14 protein-coding genes are annotated in these 17,595 nt (G+C 46.9%); 2 read left to right on the forward strand and 12 right to left on the reverse strand.

Annotated elements, in window-relative coordinates; all coding sequences use genetic code 11:
• The first annotated feature begins 10 nt into the window (after nt 1-10).
• A complete protein-coding gene (locus tag QUB77_RS04345) occupies nt 11-1,147 on the forward strand; it encodes a phosphodiester glycosidase family protein (protein WP_333170078.1) in 1,137 nt (378 codons plus the stop codon).
• A 144-nt stretch (nt 1,148-1,291) separates the two neighbouring features.
• On the opposite strand, the gene QUB77_RS04350 is transcribed toward QUB77_RS04345, so the two are convergent.
• The 12 genes from QUB77_RS04350 to ruvB all read right to left on the reverse strand — a co-directional run bounded on the left by QUB77_RS04350 (nt 1,292) and on the right by ruvB (nt 16,784).
• The gene (locus QUB77_RS04350) at nt 1,292-1,849 is read right to left on the reverse strand and encodes an HPP family protein (RefSeq protein ID WP_333170076.1); all 558 of its coding nucleotides are present in this window, start codon (nt 1,847-1,849) and stop codon (nt 1,292-1,294) included.
• 396 nt (nt 1,850-2,245) lie between these two features.
• The gene (locus tag QUB77_RS04355; RefSeq protein WP_333170074.1) at nt 2,246-2,812 is read right to left on the reverse strand and encodes a diheme cytochrome C; all 567 of its coding nucleotides are present in this window, start codon (nt 2,810-2,812) and stop codon (nt 2,246-2,248) included.
• A 20-nt stretch (nt 2,813-2,832) separates the two neighbouring features.
• Entirely contained in the window at nt 2,833-3,741 is a 909-nt protein-coding gene (locus QUB77_RS04360) for an MBL fold metallo-hydrolase (RefSeq protein WP_333170072.1), read from the reverse strand.
• Nucleotides 3,742-4,263: 522 nt separating this feature from the next.
• Nucleotides 4,264-4,776, reverse strand: coding sequence for an inorganic diphosphatase (locus QUB77_RS04365; RefSeq protein WP_006634582.1), 513 nt, complete (start codon nt 4,774-4,776; stop codon nt 4,264-4,266).
• Nucleotides 4,777-4,842: 66 nt separating this feature from the next.
• On the reverse strand, nt 4,843-5,028 hold the full coding sequence (locus tag QUB77_RS04370; RefSeq protein ID WP_333170071.1) for a hypothetical protein: 186 nt from the start codon (nt 5,026-5,028) through the stop codon (nt 4,843-4,845).
• Nucleotides 5,025-6,599 (reverse strand): serine/threonine-protein kinase, encoded by a 1,575-nt coding sequence (locus QUB77_RS04375; RefSeq protein WP_333170069.1) that lies wholly within the window; start codon nt 6,597-6,599, stop codon nt 5,025-5,027. The genes QUB77_RS04370 and QUB77_RS04375 overlap by 4 nt, the downstream gene beginning before the upstream one ends.
• Before the next feature lie 159 nt (nt 6,600-6,758).
• Nucleotides 6,759-8,108 carry a serine/threonine-protein kinase gene (locus QUB77_RS04380; protein WP_333170068.1) on the reverse strand — a complete coding sequence of 450 codons (1,350 nt, stop codon included), beginning with the start codon at nt 8,106-8,108 and terminating at the stop codon, nt 6,759-6,761.
• 158 nt (nt 8,109-8,266) lie between these two features.
• A complete protein-coding gene (locus tag QUB77_RS04385; protein WP_333170066.1) occupies nt 8,267-8,815 on the reverse strand; it encodes an inorganic pyrophosphatase in 549 nt (182 codons plus the stop codon).
• 453 nt (nt 8,816-9,268) lie between these two features.
• Complete coding sequence (locus QUB77_RS04390; RefSeq protein WP_333170064.1) at nt 9,269-12,478, reverse strand: GAF domain-containing protein; 3,210 nt, start codon at nt 12,476-12,478, stop codon at nt 9,269-9,271.
• 600 nt (nt 12,479-13,078) lie between these two features.
• Nucleotides 13,079-14,833 (reverse strand): DNA repair protein RecN, encoded by a 1,755-nt coding sequence (gene recN, locus QUB77_RS04395; protein ID WP_333170062.1) that lies wholly within the window; start codon nt 14,831-14,833, stop codon nt 13,079-13,081.
• Nucleotides 14,834-15,119: 286 nt separating this feature from the next.
• Nucleotides 15,120-15,683, reverse strand: coding sequence for a Uma2 family endonuclease (locus QUB77_RS04400; protein ID WP_333170060.1), 564 nt, complete (start codon nt 15,681-15,683; stop codon nt 15,120-15,122).
• 12 nt (nt 15,684-15,695) lie between these two features.
• Nucleotides 15,696-16,784: a Holliday junction branch migration DNA helicase RuvB gene (gene ruvB, locus QUB77_RS04405; RefSeq protein ID WP_333170058.1), complete on the reverse strand. Its 1,089-nt coding sequence runs from the start codon at nt 16,782-16,784 to the stop codon at nt 15,696-15,698.
• A gap of 71 nt (nt 16,785-16,855) precedes the next feature.
• Here ruvB and QUB77_RS04410 point away from each other — a divergent pair, with 71 nt between their 5' ends.
• Nucleotides 16,856-17,395 carry a hypothetical protein gene (locus tag QUB77_RS04410; protein ID WP_333170056.1) on the forward strand — a complete coding sequence of 180 codons (540 nt, stop codon included), beginning with the start codon at nt 16,856-16,858 and terminating at the stop codon, nt 17,393-17,395.
• Nucleotides 17,396-17,595: the final 200 nt, after the last annotated feature.

The following is a 17,595-nucleotide window of genomic DNA, read 5'->3' on the forward strand; positions in this document are numbered from 1 at the left end:
GAGATTTTTTATGTCTAAACGCAAACAGTCTGAAGGTTGTCGCCCGATGCTGCGGCGCACTTTTTTATTTTTAACGGGCATAGCTTTGGCGCGGGTTGCGGCTGACTATTTTGCGATCGCCCAAAATCGAGAGAGTTTCTTGACTCTCGCAGGTCAACTGTGGCAAAAGTTACTCGCTTTTTTATCAAGTATACAATCAAATCAAACTCCTCAACATTTGCCCAGCAATCCCGTTGTAAAATCAGCAAAAACCAATCAACCTCTGCCGAGTAATCCTATTGTAAAATCTTCCGCCACTTCTCCTGCTGTGCAGCCGTCTCAACCTCAAATTATCAAACGTTCCGCTAAGCAAGCAAAACCTGTAGAACTCAGCAGAAAAACTGTAGCTGGCGCAAGTTTTTATCTCACAACTATTGACCTCGCAGACCCGGAAATTTATTTTACAATTGGGTTAGCTAATAATGCAGATTTTGCAAATACTTCTAAAGTAACGCGGGGCGACGAACCTTTTGAAAATATGGTGGCGCGTTACCGGGCTGCTGTTGTTGCTAACGGGACTTTTTTTGGTAAAGATGAGCAGAAATCTGTGCTGGGAAATATGGTGGCGGCGGGTAAGTTTCTGAAATACAGCCGATGGGAAAATTACGGCACGACTTTGGGGATTAAAGCGGGAAATCAATTGGAAATGGTGACGGCTAGAACTGAAGGTAAGCCGGATTGGAGTCAACATTGGTTTTCTCTGACTTGCGGGCCGAGATTGGTTAAAGGGGGGAAAGTTTGGCTGTCTCCTTTATCGGAAGGTTTTAAAGATTCTCATGTTTTGGGCGTGGGTTCGAGAACGGCGATCGGCTTTCCGGCTTCGAGAGATAAGTTATTTTTGGTGACTTTTCTTGATAGTTTGTCTTTGGAAGCAGAAGCTAAAGTTATGCAGAGGATCGGCTGTTTTGAAGCGATGAATTTGGACGGGGGCGCTTCGGTGGGTTTGGCTCATCAAGGAGAGATTTTATTGCCGCCGGGACGGAATTTGACGAATGTGCTGGTGGTTTACGATCGCGAATATCGAGCGCCGGCTCAGTTAAAGGAGTCCTGGGAACGCTTTCAAAAGGGATCTCGACCAACGCCGGACAAATCAGTGTTTTTTGATTGATCTAGCAGAAGGAAGTTCGGCTTCCGTTGACAAGATGGGGATGTAACGGATGGAAGAAAGAAGTCCGAGAGAAGTCGGAATCGAGGGAGCATCCCGATTTTGGGTAGTGCTCCCGAGGGAAGGATGAGAGAATTAGAGATAATGCTATAACCAGTGGTTGGGATACGTCCTTTCTGCCGCTAAATTATTAAAGATGACGGCGCACAAGACCAAGATTATTGAACCCTCAAAAGCAGGTGTTAGCAAAAATTTCCAGTCTGGTTTGGTCATCATGACGACTAAGGCAACTGCTCCCGAAGGCGGATGTAGAGTTCTGGTAATCTGCATAATTCCGATCGCACTAGAAACAGCCATTCCCATCGCCCAGGGAGAAGAACCGAGAAAATGCAGAATGATTAAACTGGTGAGAGCAGCTAAGAAATTGCCCCCAATGACATTCCGGGGTTGAGCCAAAGGGCTGTCAGGGACGCCAAAGATCAGAACGCTTGTAGCGCCAAACGGAGCCATTAGTAAAGGAGAATTAGTTTTTACAGCAAGATAGGACGTTGCAGTAATTGCCAAAAAACTGCCAATCCAACTCCAAACAATATGCCGAGGATGAGGTCTGTCTATTGGGCAGGTCAATGCACACGAGCGCCATCTCCCAAAGGTTTTAAACCAATAACTTTCCCATTTCAGTCGAACTTTTTTACTGTCAATCATAAATTAGGTTACTTGATAACCAGGCTTCTTAAATTGTCGGAACTAGCCTCCGGTAAAGTTAAGATATCATAACAATTGGTCAAAAAGTAGTTAAAGGCACAGATTTTTTACTTCTATGCCACTAGAGTACCTAACCACTCGGTTGGAACGGACTAGGAAGTTTGGTCGGTTTGGCAACAGACGTTATCGGCAGTCGCACAACTTCACCCTTAGCCACCAGAGTTATTGGTGAGGGTAAAGCGAGAGGTTATTTGTAAGGTGCGATGCCCAGTAAGCATGAATTGAAAGATCGCACCCACACTTTGGATACGTCTCTAGTTCAGAATGCGCTCGCCGTTTTCTGGTTAGTGCGAGCGACTCGATCGCACTCGGATATAATTACGAACTTAATCTTCGTTACGGAGAGTTTTGCCACTCGGCGGTAAGCTTGCGGAAATTGTATTGAGACGCGCCGGGGTGACAAGTAACGCAACTGCTGATATTTGCGGGTTGTGACAGCTTGACTTTGGGGTGCAGTGCTTTGAAATAGCGAGAACTGGCGACTCGGTAGGCAACTTCTTCGTCTTTTGCTTGGGGACGGGAAAAAGTTTGCAGGTAGTTCCATACTAGGATGCGGGGCGGGTCTACTAGCAGTTTGAGGGTTTGTCCGTAGTGTTGGGGATCTTGCAGCAATCGGCGCCAAGTTTCTGTAGGTAATACTTGCGGCGGTAAAGCGATGTGACAGGTGGCGCAGTTTTCTAGGTACAGTTGCTGTCCGAGTTGATAGCGTTCGGGTATGCGATCGACTGTACGAGTATCCTCGATCGAAGAAACCTGAGCAAGTCGCGCGGGAGTACCAGAATAGGCAGTCTGAGCTGCAACCCATCCGCCGCAGCTACAGCAGACAATTATCAATACTAGCAACGTTGAGTAAAGCCCCCGCAAGCCTCCTGGGCGACGTTTGCGGGGTTTTTCCTGTTTCATAATTCTGAATTTATTTTTGGTTAAATCACTGGTATGCTCATGCCTTCGCGGGCTAAGCAGCTATTGGCGAAAACTGCCTGCACCTCTGCTTCTGTACGATCGAGAAAATTGTCGTCGTGCCCCGGATCATGGTGAAACATCACGATTTTTTTGACTCCAGCAGCTTTCGCTATTTCTACTCCTGCTTGCCAAGTCGAGTGTCCCCAGCCGACTTTTGGCGTTTTGAAGTCGTAATACTCTTCGTTGGTGTAGTTGGCGTCGTAAATCAGCACGTCGGCGTTGCGAGCTAGGTGTAACACGTTGTCGTCCAGGCGATCGGGAAAATGTTCTGTATCGGTGCAGTAGACTGCCGTGTGTCCCTCCCATGTGACTCGATATCCGATCGCCGTATTAGGATGGTTGAGCAAGGCCGTTTCTATTTTCACATCGTCGAGTTCGAGAATATCCCCAGGCGTCAAATCGTTGAATTTCAGGTCTGACTGCATCACTTGGATGGGGACGGGAAAATTGGGGTGCACCATTTGGTCCGCAAGACGGTGTTTGATTGTAGTGCCGTTGGGGGCGATCGCACCGTAAATGTGAAAGCAGTTCCCTGGGATAAAGGCGGGAGTAAAGAACGGAAACCCTTGAATGTGATCCCAGTGAGTATGACTAAAAAACATATGGGCTTCAACCGGCATTTGCCGCAGCAGATTGAGGCCTAGAACCCGCAGGCCCGTACCACCGTCAAATATCAGGCGTTTTTTGCCCAAGCGCATTTCTACGCAGGAGGTGTTGCCTCCGTAGCGCAGTGTTTTGGTGCCGGGGGTGGCGATGCTGCCGCGCACACCCCAAAACTGAACGACAAACTCGGTCAAAGGACTATTTTCCATAGTGGCTTTGGGATCGGAAGGCTGTGGATTGGGTAGAGAGGGTGCGGAATTAGGCATTTTTTTTAGCTTTGGGGACAGGAATTTGGGAGTTGAAATCTTAAGTTTTTAGTTTTTAGTTTTTAGTTTTTAGCAATCTGTACTATAATCAACCGCTTTATCGGGAAACCATCCGAGTGCCGAACATTTGGGCTGTTAGAATTCTCAACCTTACGGGTTCGTGTAGGAGATGTCACGCTTGAGAGATTATTTTTTGCACCCTGCAGGCTGCCCGGCGTTTTCTGTGTTCTGAGATTAAGATAGCGCCGAACCAGAGTCTTAGGGTAAAATTTCCTCAAACGTAGAACGCCTTCCCCAGGGGTAGAATTTGCGCTTCATCTTACTCTAGGAGTAGTATTTTTTTCAAGATTGGGGGCGGGGCGGGGTTTGGAGGAATGCCGTTCCGGTGACTCGGCATTCACGACTGATTTGACATTCTAGCTACCCGTTCTTCGACTGCATCCTTAGACGTGCAGCGATCGCCTTATGTTCGGCCCCCTGAGTTTTTAGTCGGGTTGCAGTCGAGGAGTGCGGGCTAAGGGCTTATTTGCGATCGGCTGCGATGCACTTTTCCACTAAGGGCATGACTTGATCGACATCTTGCCAACCCAGAATTTCCGTGACTTTTTTCTCCAAATTTTTGTAGGTTCTAAAAAATTCGGCAATTTCGTCCAAGCGGTGGGGGGCTACGTCTTTGAGGGACTTATAGTGAGCATAGCGGGGGTCTTTGTCGGGAACGCACAGGAGTTTTTCGTCCCTGTCACCTCCGTCGATCATTTCTAGCATTCCGATGGGACGGGCTGCGATTATGCACCCTGGAAATGTGGGCTCATCCATCATTACCATGCCGTCGAGGGGGTCGCCATCATCGGCTAAGGTATTGGGTATGAAGCCGTAGTCGCACGGATATTGGACTGAGGAAGAAAGCACCCGATCGAGAGCAAAGGCTTGTAAGTCTTTATCAAATTCGTACTTGTTTTTGCTACCGGCGGTAATTTCGATGAGGACGTTGAGCAGTCCTGGTTTCGGCTGTGCCGGAATTAGCGATAAGTCCACAACAATATCTCCAAGTTAACAGATGATTGGGATGAGTGCTACTTGCCAAATCCCTTTGATAGCATTTTACGGGCGATCGGGCCTTTCGGCTGCATGAGATTGACCGAAAGCGGGGGAGTGCGTCGCCGGCTGGGAAAATAAACTCGACGGGCTAGACGCCCATCCCACACAAGAGAGAGGGGACGGGCGGGACGCCAATCCCACAGGTTGAGAGGAGAATGCTTTGTTTGGGCGATCGACAGATATTTTCACATCGCTCTCTTCTTTTGACCGTCTGTCAAAGTTCTTTGAATTTTCAATCTCAACCACTGGCTTAGTTCTGTTGCTAACCACTTGATTTCTGATTCACTGAGTCCCTCCTTCTCTCCTAACTGATATTTGTGCTTGCCTGCTTGAACTATCATCTGATAGACTTTCCCTAATTTCACTTCCGAGTGGCCCTCCTGCATAAGTAATGATGCCATTTGATATAACTCTCTAGGGATTGAAAAAGCAAAAATCATAACTTTTATAAGTTTTATAACTTTTACACCAATACCGCTGTTTCTATATTCACGTTGTTGAATTTCCAACTGGCAAATCTCCTTCCTGGGAGCTGGCTTGGAATGATTCCATCTCAACCCCAGCAGATGGGTGCTATAGGAGATTTGCTTGCGATCGATTCTGAGGCGAAGTTCTCGGCGAAACAGTGCCAGCAGAAACATTACTCCTACCCTAGCTAACATTACTCCTACCAGAGCTAAGTAACCGCTGGCTATCAGAATAATAACTTGACTATCTATCGGTAAATTAGTGATTTTACTGCCGTCGTTGATTGCATTTAAAATATAAACTAAAAGACAGCCGAAGGGGACAATATTCGCAGCAACGGCGGTCACAAGCAGGGCACTTAAACCCAAACTCACTTCCTGCGACGGAATTACAATTTCTACAAACTCCGAAGTTTTTGTGAGTTTAATCTCGCTACCAGGTGGCTGCAATGTTATATAATCTTTGTGAATTTTCTCCATCGAGCGGGGATTTTTGAGCGCTCGCCATGCTTCCTCCGCCGAAGATAACCGTTTGGACAAACTCGGTTCTGTCATCCACTCCAGCCAATCTCTTAAATTAGGATTGAGCTGCGGTACCCGATCGGCAAATTGAATTTTCAAATCCTGTTGCGATAGTTCAGTGGGATGCAAACCCGTTACCAAATAAATTAAAGTTGCACCTAAACCGTAGAGGTCAGAAGCCGGAACGGAGCGCCCGCCAAATTGTTCCGGTGCCATATATCCATAAGTTCCTACTACTGTAATTGTACCGCCAAATTTTGCAGCTTGGTTCTGCACCGAACCAAAATCAACTAAATAAATTTTTCCGATCGAGTTACCGGATCTGCTGTGCAGTAAAATATTACTGGGTTTAATATCGCGGTGAATAACAGGCGGATTTTGCTTGTGCAAATAATTAAAAATTTCCAACAACTTTTTTACTAATTCTTTCAGTTCATTTACGCTAAAAGTACGCCCCGATCGCAAATGCTCTTCCAAAGTTTTTCCCTCTACATAAGTTTGTACCAAGCCAAATCCTTTACTGTCTGGTTCGTCAATTTCCAGATAGTCGAGGTAGCGGGGAATTGCCGGGTGAGAAAGTGCTTTTAAAGTTTCCGCTTCTCGTTCAAATAGCTTGAGGTCTTGCCATTCAAAATCGCTGCCAAGAAATAGCTGTTTGATGACAACTAATTTTTGAGTTTGCAAATCACGAGCCAGCAGCGTTTGGCGACCTGTTTGTTTTCCTAGTTGTCGCTGCACTTCGTAGCGTTCTGCTAATACTTTGCAAGTCATGTTTTTGACCTTTATTTTAACTTTAAATTAAACACTTTGCTTTGATTATATTAGATGCCTGACTTATTCTAAAGCTCAGGTATATCCTCGGTACTGTGTGATTATTCACTACTGCTAAAAATGATAACTAATCAACCAAACACGCTCTTATTTTAAAGTTTACAGTCCACTGTGTTTTTGATACCACAGGGCAATAACCTTGCTACTTTCCCCCTGAGATAAAGCTGTAATTAGCGAGGGTACAATCGCAAAGAAAATATAATTGGAATCTCCTTCAGGTTTAAAATTCATATTTTTAAAGAAATAGATAGTTATCAAGGCGGAGATTAGCATACTAACTGAAGTTAAAACCTGTCGGTGAAGTTTGGGGTTAGTGAGGGGATGAAACCACAATAGGGTCACGATCGTTATGATTATTCCATTTCCCAACCCCAGCAGCAAGCCGAAATGAAGACTCAAAAAGACTGCCATAATTATCATCGTTATCCCCCCTAAAGTTATCCCGATCCAACCCGTCGTCGTCATCAAACCCATAAACAAGGAGCCGTAAATAAGTGCACAAGCTCCTGCCGCTATAACTCCGGTAACAAAACTGTACCAGATCGCACGAGAAAATAAGGCCAGGGGATGAGACACGGGCTGTTTCTTTCTCAATGGCAGGGAAGATTTATTGATTTGCGGCGGTTTTTCTAGAGCTTCTTTTGCGCTTTTGACTGAGGCGGGACGGCGTTCTAAACTAGGATGTGTCATCCACTTCAGCCAATTGGTAAAACCGGGACTCAGTTTGGTCAATTGCTCGAATTCTATCTGCAAATCTTTCTGTGGCAAGTCGGCAGGATGCTGCTTGGTAATTAAGGCGATTAATGTTGCTCCCAAACTGTACAAATCGGAAGCGGGAACGGCCCTGCCGCCAAATTGTTCGGGTGGCATATAACCATAAGTTCCGACAACGGTGACTGTTTTTCCTTGTTGGGTTGCTAGGGTTTGAACAGCACCAAAATCGACTAGGTAGACTTCCCCGACGCTGTTGCCCGATCGATTCTTGAGTAAGATATTGCTGGGTTTAATGTCGCGGTGAATCACCGGGGGCTGTCGCTGGTGCAGGTATGCGAGGATGTCTAATAATGCTTTTGCTAATTGTTTGACTTCGCTTTCGCTGAAGGTGCGGCCGTCTGAAAGATATTCTTGTAGGGATTTGGCTTTGATGTAAGTCTGAACTAGGGCGAATCCTTTGCGGTTGGGGGTGTCGATTTCAAAGGAGTCTAGATATCGGGGAATTGCGGGATGGGATAGGGATTTTAAGGTTTCGACTTCTCGCTGGAAGAGTTTTAAGTCTTCCCAGTTAAAGTCGCTGCTGAATGACAGGAGTTTGACTACTACTTGCTGTTGGGTTTTTAAGTCGCGGGCGAGTAAGGTTTGCCGTCCTGCTTGCTTGCCGAGCCGCCGATCGCACTGATAGCGATCGGCTAATATTTCTTTTGACAAATCGCCGATGTTTTCTCCGCTCATGTTCTCTTGCCCTAGAACCGATTAAACCTAGTGTAGTTGACAAAAGTGCAATAATCGGAAATTTTCGGGCTACAGCAAAAAAATTTCTGTCACAGAGCAACCGCCTTTAAGAGCCAGCGATCGCGCACCATAAAGACCGGCCTGAGTTAAGCTTGAATTTAATTTTGGATTTGCTTGTAAATTGACTGCACTACGTCGAGCAGACTCAAGACTTGCTGCCATTCGGGGGCATCGGGGTTGTAGCTTTTGGCGCGCTGAGTTTTCAAACTGTGGTGCAAGAGGGAAAGCAGCTCGTCTGGAGACTGTAAAGAATTGTCCTCTTCATCTGCTGGGGTTTGGGCTGCATTTTCTTCGATATCTTCTTTAATTTTTTGTGCTCTATCGGCGAGGGCTAAAGATCTGCCTGCAAGGTTTTCCGGCATTTTGGGTTGTTCGGACAAAGACGCGCTGGTTAGTTCTACTAATAGTTGACAGACGCGATCGACCCATTCGTGATCGTTTACTGAAAAGGAACCGGATTTGAACACTTGCCCGTCAGGTCTTTGCTGAATGCTTTGTACCTTCTGGATCAGAGGGATAGCCTTAACAGTGATGTTTTCCGGGATTCTGGGGATATCTGACAGGGAGCTCCGAGCAATCTCCAGCAATAGTTGGTAAACCTGATCTACCCACTCAACATCTCCCGATTGCGAATTCCAATTATTCATAACTGACGCTAGTGGTTTTCTATATCTAAGACTCGAACATTGATTATCTGCGAAGGAAGCTCTTTTTAGGAGCCGCTAACGCTATTAAGACTTACGAGGGCGGGGTGAGAAACCCGGTTTTTGAGCGGATGTTTCGTCGCCTTTCTCCAAGATTTTTCTCAGAAACCGGGTAACGCTGCTGCCAGTCCTAACTATTTTTAAGCGCTTCAAATAATAGAAGTGCTAAGTGTGTTGCGGTAGGTAGTGCGAACGAAACACCTAGGGCGAAACCCCGGCATCTCGCTTGCAAATTAAAATCCGGTTATATAACCATAATACCTGTTGGAGCTTATTTACGATTACCTCAAGAGGATATTCAGGTTAATTGGTGGCCGGATGGGAGGCGCACCCCCGATCGCGATCGCCCCCACCCGGAACCCTGGCGCCACCGCGAGGATTAGCTGTGGGCTACTGCTATTTTTCTGTGAGATTCCACACACCATCCCAGTTGAGTACATCTGAAAACGCATGCTGAAATAACATACAGCGATCGACATGCAATTTAGCTGCCTTGTTTTTCGGGTCAACTTCCAGAACGGTGTTAAATTCGCGTTCAGCGTCTTTAAAGGCTTGCTTGGCTTTTGGTTCTAAAGCTTTCTTAAACTCGCTCAGCAGTTTTTTCACCCGATCGAGTCCCAGGTTTTCAAATTCCTCATCTAACATTTCTGCTACTGTCTCGCAGGCCCGACTTTTAATTTTCGCCTGCAATAGCTGCCTGATCTCTGCGGGTTTCAGCCTCTTGATTTGGGCATTTGATGGTTCTAAGATGTCTGCTTCCAAGAGCTTTTTGACTTCGCCTTCTTGCAAGTATTTAATATCGTCTGCTGATAGCGGCTTGATTTTTGCTTGCAGCAGCATTTTGGCTTCGTCTTCCGAGAGATTTTTGATTCCTTCCAATTTCAGCAGTTGGATTTCTGGCTGCAACAGTACGATGAGTTTGTCTGCTTCCGACAGGTTTTTCGGGTCATATTCTGACAGCTTTTTCAGTTGATATAACAGGTTCCTTAGTTCGTGTTCCAACTGTTGCTCTAGATTGTAGGACAGTTTCTTAATCTCTGCCTCTGGCATTTCGGCGACATCCTTTAAGATGTTTTTCACCTCACTTTCTGAGAGTCTTTGGCTAACTGGAGTTTTGTAATAGTCGCGTCCCTTGGTGTAATGTTCTATAACTTGTTGCTGTGTTTCGGTTAGTGACTTGCCCACTGGCGAGTATCCCTCGCGGATGCCGACGAGTTCGTAAACGATTACGGGTTCGCTTTTGCCTTTGACAGTAATAAAGTCGAGTTCTCGCACGTAGAGCCGATCGGCATAATCTCGGTAAGTATTGTCGCTGATGATCAAGTCTGTGCCGTACTGCTTGCTAGCGCCTTCTAAGCGAGAGGCGAGGTTAACGCCGTCTCCGATCGAAGTCAATTCCATGCGTTTGCTACTACCGATGTTGCCGCTGACAACTTCATCGGAATGCACGCCCATACCGATGCCGATCGGCAGTTCGCCATTTGCCACGCGATCTTGATTAAACTGGGCCAGTTTTTCCCGCATTTTCACCGCCGTTTGCATGGCGCACCAAGCATGATCCTCTAGGGGCGCTGGAGAGCCAAAAACTGCCATCAGAGCGTCGCCGATGTATTTGTCGAGAGTCCCTCCGTACTCGAATACGACATCTACCATCACTTCAAAATATTTGTTGAGCATCACTACCACTTCTTCGGCTTGCAATTTTTCCGTAAGTGTGGTATAGCTGCGAATGTCTGAGAACAGCACCGAAACGTTTTTGCGCTTACCGCCCAATCCCGTATCTCCTGAAGCTAACAAAGCTTCGGCTACTTCTGGAGTCATGTAACGGTACATCAAGTTTTTGATTTGCTTGGCGCTGCTAATATCTTCCATGACGACTAAGGCGCCGTTGACCTTGTTGGGGTCGGTAGCGTCAGTCATTGAATTAATGGAGAGATTGATACTCTGCCCTTCTCCTTCCAAGGAAAGCAAAACTTGATCGGGGTAATATTGCTGGCGGTCCTTATCGTCTTCGGGAGACAAAGACGCATCAAACCATTTAGCAAAATCGCCTTTTTCTAACTTAATTAACTCGCGCAAAGATTGACCTTCGGCTAATTCTGCCTCGCTGACACCCAGTAATTTTTGGGCACTGGGATTGGTCGCTACTATATTGCCTTTTTTATCTGTAGAAATCACGCCGTTAGTCAGGGCGTGCAGCATATCTTTTTGTCTTTGTTCTTGCTGTTTGACTTCGGCAAACAGTTTGGCGTTTTGAAGGGCGACTCCTGCTTGGATGTTAAACGCCTTCATAAATTCCAGGTCGTTGCGATTGAAACTCGCTTTCCACTGATCGGGGGCGTGCGGCCAATCTTCCGGGTTGTAGGGGGGGTATTCTCCTTGCCGTTTTTTATTAACTAATTGGGTGACACCAATCAATTTCTGGTCTGCATTAAAAACTGGCATACAGAGCATACTGCAAGTACGGTAGTTTGTTTGTGGGTCGGTTTTTTTGGAAGTTTCGGCGCGGGGGTCATCGTATACGTCAAAGGGAATCAACAGCGGTTCGCCGGATTCGGCGACGATGCCTGCAAAACCGGCTGTTCTGGGTATGCGAAGTTCTTTCACGCTGTCGGCCGTCGGGATTTTCGTCCAGAGTTCGTCTTTATCTTCATCGATCAGCCACAGGGTGCTGCGATCGGCGTTCATCAGTTTGGCGGCCTGATCCATCACGCTTTTTAGGGTATCTTCTAAGTCTAAACTGCTCTTAGAAAGAGCGTTGACGGCGTTCATCAACGCTGTCGCTGCCCGTTGTCTTTGAGTTGCTGCGTAGAAAGATTTAGAAGACTCTAGAATTAGGCGAATCGACGGGGCAAATTCTCGAAAAACTTGTTCGTCTTCTTGAGTAAATCCTGCCTTGTCAATCTGTTCCTCTAAAATACCGTAATGTTCGTGGTTTGGCTTGAGTTTATTAATCAGTTGAACGACTGCTACTAACTCTCCTGTTTCTTCGTTGATCAAAGGCATCGCCAGCATTGTATAAGTGCGATATCCTGTTTCTTTGTCAGTTTTTTTTGCGTTAGTCGAGCGGGGGTCGTTATAAAAATCATAAGGAATGTTCACCACTTTTTTTTCCGTGGCTACTTCTCCCGCAATGCCCACATGGGCGGGAAATCTGAGTTCTAGGTTTTTGCCATTTTCGTCCTTAGCGACAATAGCCCAGAGTTCATTTTTTTCTTCGTCTAATAAATATATCGTGCTGCGATCGGCATTCAGCAATTCCCCGGTTTTCCGGGTAATCGACTGCAACATTTCGTTAAGGATGGCGTCGAATCCCTGGCTGTCAAGGATATTGTCCAGCATTCCCAGGGTTTGATTGACAACCTTAAGTTTCTCTTCTACTTCCTTAACTACTTCTGTAAAGCTCTCCTTATTTAGGATATCGAGAACATTGGATAATCCTGGACTTTTGGCAAGGGCGCTACTGCTAGAGGAAGGCTGAGAATATTTTTCCTGATGGTTTTCACTGACAACAGTAAAATCATGGTTTTCACTGACAACAGTGGCCTCTACTGTCACTATCATGTTGTTTTCCATAGCTGGCAGATTGGGAGATGCAGATTTCATAGACCTTTACAGAATCTTAAGCGTAAGGGTTAGTCTCTAAGCTAGGAGAGCGGGAAAGTTCATTAGTGAGTCACCTGTCGCACAAGACTCAAGTATGTGTGAAAGTATTTCCCAGTTTACAGAACTCCGGTCACAGGCCAAGGGAAATTCAGTTGGCCTTGCTGCCCAACGGAGGGTGAGAGAGTAACGAGGTGGTGGGAGTGCTGCAATCTTTTTAGAGAGCGCGAATCTTGTTTAAATGGTTTATTAACTGATTTTGACATTGTGCGTGCCTGGTTTAAGTAAGTTCTGCCGATCTTTGAGCCGATCGCCCGCAGGAACATGAATGCGTACTGGCGGGAGGACTGCTGAAAGAGGGGTGGCCTTGTGGGACTAGCCGCAATTGTGACACTACCAGTTGCTAGTGATGTGTGCCCTTCTCTACACAATTGTGGTTTTTAACTAGAATTTCTCTCTATTTTGCTGCTCTTAGCATTCATCCCACTAAATTCACGGGGCTTTGAGCTTTTTTTTGTAAAATTTGCGGTTGATATTTTTAGTGTAACCTCCGACTCGGAAAAAACTCCGCCTTTTAACCCCCCGATCGGCTTGAGGGTGCGATCAGGGTTGGGCCGACTGAGTTTGGCGCAATCCGGCGGCTTCGACAAGCAGGGATTCGGCGAAGGCGATGGCTTCTGTTGCTGACCGGCCGCTGGCGAGTTGGGCCAGTTCTTCCCGCCGCTGCTCACTGTTGAGGACGGCAACTCGGACTACTGTACGTTCGACTGGTTCTGAGTTGGCTGCGGGTTCGCCGATACTTGGTTCTGCTTCGATCGTCTGTTTGTTAACGCGAAAATGAAAATCAGCCATCGCGGCGATCAGTGGCTGGTGGGTGACGCAGAGAACTTGGTGTTTGTCGGAAAGTTGGTAGAGTTTTTTGGCGATCGCCCCGGCGACTCTCCCGGAGACTCCGGCGTCGATTTCGTCAAAAATCAGCGTACCGGCACTTTCTATTTGCGAAAAACAGGCTTTGATGGCGAGTAGAAAGCGACTCATTTCTCCCCCGGAGGCGATCGCGCCCAGGGGTTGCAGGGGTTCGCCCGGATTGGGGCTGAAACAAAAGGCGATTTGGTCGGCACCGGTAGCGGTTGGGGTACAAGGCGAGATCTCGACTTGAAATTGCACTTTTTCCATTGCTAACGGCTTAAGTTCTCCTACGAGGTGCGTTTCTAGTTTCAGGGCTGCTTCGCGCCGCAGGGTAGTGAGGTGGCTGCAAGCGTCTTTTAATTGCTCTAAAGCGGTTTGATATGCGAGTTCTAGGGCTTCCATTGACTCGCCTCCTTCTAAAAGTTCATTTAGTTCGTTTTGAATGCTCTGGTAGTAGGCGATCGCTTCTTTGAGTGGCCCGTATTTGCGGCAAATTTGTTTGAGTTCCCGAATCCGCTCTTCTACTTCTTCGAGTCTTTCGGGATCTGCTTCTAATTGTTCGCCGTAGCTGCTAATTTGCCGACTGGCTTCTGTGGCTTGAGCTAAAGCATCGCTGACCATTTCTAGGATTGGTTGCAACTGCACATCGTAAACCGCCATGTCGCTTAAAATTACTTCGGCTTTGCTCAACAAGTCGGCTGCTGATGCGCTGTCACCCTCGTTTTGGTACAGGGCTTGGTGGACTTGGTAACTTTGCTGCTGCAATTCGACGACGTGGCCGAGGCGGATTGATTCGTGTTCTAGCTGTTCAAGTTCGTCGGCGTCTTCGATATGGGCTTCGCTGAGTTCTCGGACTTGGTATTCTAACCAATCAAGTCTTTGCAGTCGCTGCTGTTCCGATTGACGCCTGCGTTTGAGGGCTGTTTTGGCGTTGTTGGCTCCCAGCCACGCGGAGGCGATGATCGATCGCGCTTCAGTGAGCTTTTTGCCGCCGTATAAATCGAGCCATTCTCGCTGGAGGGTTTCTTGTCCGAGGTGGACGGTTTGGCCTTGGGCGGTAATTTCGACCAGCCGATCGCGCAGTTGATCCATTAACTGGCGGTTGACGAGAATTCCGTTCAAGCGGGATCTGGTCCGTAGAGCACCGCTTGATGCGTTAATTTCCCGGCTGCAAACGGCTAAATTTCCGTCTATGGGTTCGATTTCTTGCTCGCCCAGCCACAAAGCTGCGGCTTTGTCCAATTCAAAGGTAGCTTCCAATATTGCCCGCGTTGCTCCGGTGCGAATCGATCGGCGATCGACTTTCCCGCCCAACACTGCATCGATCGCATCGAGGATAATCGATTTACCAGCGCCGGTTTCCCCTGTAAATACGTTCAAACTCGGGCCAAATTCTAGTTCCAGGCAGTCAATTAAGGCAAAGTTTTCTATTCTGAGGTATAGCAACATAAAGAGGTATTGGAAATTAGGAATTGGTAATTAGTAATTGCTAATTGGAATTAGGAATTGTAATTATAAATTAGTAATTGTAATTATAAATTAGTAATTGAAATTAGTAATTAGAATTAGTAATGGGAATTGGAGGCACAGCCGGGAAAATTATTGGTATCCAATAACAACTGTCAACTGTCAACTGCGTCGCCCTGAGCGTAGTCGAAGGGTCAACCGTCAACTGCGGTGCCCTGAGCGTAGTCGAAGGGTCAACCGTCAACCGTCAACCGTCAACTGACTTCTGCTATAGTTTCAACCACCCAAACAAATCTCCTACCGTCAGCCGCAATTCTGCTGCCCAATCTGGAACGGGCAACACTTCTTCGGGTTTTGCTAAAAGTTCCGGTTGCTTTCCAGGGGGATAAATTAACACCGATCGCACCATCGGATCGATCAGCCAACCCATTTTAGTGCCGTTTTTCAGACAGTGTAAAATATTCCCAGTTACTTTAGTTTGACTCTGCCCTGGAGACAGAATTTCAATTGTCCAATCTGGGTAAGTTTCAAATACATTAGCAACATCCCCATTTTCATCAACTGGTATTCTTTCCCAAGTAAATACTGTGACATCTGGCACGGTCGATCGGCCGTCAAAAGTACATCGCAATTCAGGAAAGGCTAGGGCAATTTTTCTCGGTTCGACTACCTCGTTAATTGTAGTGACTAGCTTTCCCTGTAATTTGCTATGTTTTCCTTGTGGCATAGGTTTTTGGATGATTTGACCGTTGATATATTCGCTAGCTGGTTCTGTTTCTGGCAGTTTGAGGAACTCTGACAAAGTTAGTGTTTTTGTTGGTATTTGTACCATTTTTTACTCCTTCTATTCAATAAAACCCAAGTGTTTTCTAGCAGCAACCGTTACCATTCTCCCGCGACTTGTCCGCTGCAAAAATCCGATTTGCATCAAGTACGGTTCGTATACATCCTCAATGGTTTGAGTGTCTTCTCCTGTAGAAGCTGCGAGGGTTTCTAATCCCACTGGACCGCCGTTAAAATTCTCAATCATTGCTGTCAAAATTCGCCTATCTGTCCAATCTAAACCTAGCGGATCGACGTTGAATAATTCCAGGGCGAGCGAGGCAACTTCGGCATCAATTGGCTTTAAGTTTTTGACTTCGCTGTAGTCTCTAACTCGGCGCAGCAAGCGGTTAGCGATGCGGGGGGTTCCGCGCGCTCGGCGGGCAATTTCGGTGGCTCCCTCTGGGGTGATTTGAGTGTCGAGAACTTGGGCGGTTCTTTGGACAATTAGACTAAGTTCGTCTATTTCGTAGTAGCGCAATCTTTGGATTAAGCCGAAACGATCGCGCAACGGAGATGTGAGGGACCCGACTTTTGTGGTTGCTCCTACTAAGGTAAATGGTTTCAGGGGAATGCTGCGGATTTTGGCGCTTTTGCCTTGACCGATCGTAATATCTAAGCGGCAGTCTTCCATTGCCGGATAGAGGATTTCTTCTGTAACTTTAGATAAACGGTGAATTTCGTCTATAAACAGCACGTCGCCTGCTTTGAGGTTGATCAGCAATCCGACAATATCTCGCGGTTTTTCTAAAGCTGGGGCGGTGGTGATTTTGCATTCAACTTCCATTTCTGCTGCTAGAATTAGCGACATTGTGGTTTTTCCTAACCCTGGAGGCCCGTAGAGTAACAGGTGATCCATAGGTTCGCCGCGAGATTTAGCTGCTGCAATTGCGATCGCCAAAACTTCTCTCAAGTCTTTTTGCCCGATGTATTCAGCTAAACGCTGGGGTCGGATTTTGTCGTCTTGTTTGCTGTTGATTTCGTCGGGTAGTTCTTGCGATTCTAGCAAAGATTCCGCCTGGGGTTTGGCGGCTTTTTTGCGACGCGCTGGGGCTATGTCTTCGGGTAGATTTGGGTCGGGGGGCTGTTGTTTGGAGGAGATAATAGCCATATTTATTTGCGATCGGGCAGCGGGAAGTGTTTACAATTGTTAGCAGAATCTTTAAAATTATTGAGTTCGTTATGAGTATTCCATCTTCTTTGTTAGCATCGGAAAGCATAACTTTTGAGGGGGCGATCGAGCTGACTCAATCTTTACTGTCGTTCATTGAGGCCGATCGACTTTTACAAGCCGACATCCAGCAAGCTGTTACATCTCTGGTGAAAACACAGAACGGTGCTAGGGGGTTTTTTGTCACCTATCTAACGGACGATGGACAGGAGGCAGATCACCCATCACCCGGAGTAGTCGAGGCGCTGCGATCTGCTCCTGAGATCGTAGCAGAACTGCTGGTGAAAAATTTGGCGATGTCGGCGGCAATGGTTGTACATCATTCGCGCCAGCAAAAGGAGGAAATGGCGGCCGATTCTGCTAGAGTTCAGGAGCGATCGCGCAATTTAATTCAAATCCTGCAAATGCCCGCCTGTCAAACTGTAGCGTCGCAAATGCTAGAAAGTTTGCAGAGTGCCAGCGGCGAGTATGAGGAATTTTTTGGGCGGTGGGGCTACGACGACGAGCAAAAACTGGCGATCGGTTCGGCAGTTCGATCGGCGATCGGCTAAAATAACCTCCGAAGGAAGGGGAAAGAAGAAGGAAGGAAGGGCGTTGCTTAATCAGGGTATGAAAAAAATAACTTTAAAATCCAAAAGCTTTGTGGATACGGGTTTCTATAAGGGGCATATTTAACGTTTCATACCGTAAATCAGCAACGCCCGATGACTTTCAAGCTGCACGCTTCGGCAATGCGACAGGCGGTGTACCG

It is taken from the genome of Microcoleus sp. AT9b-C3 (assembly GCF_036705485.1).
GTDB lineage: Bacteria > Cyanobacteriota > Cyanobacteriia > Cyanobacteriales > Microcoleaceae > Microcoleus.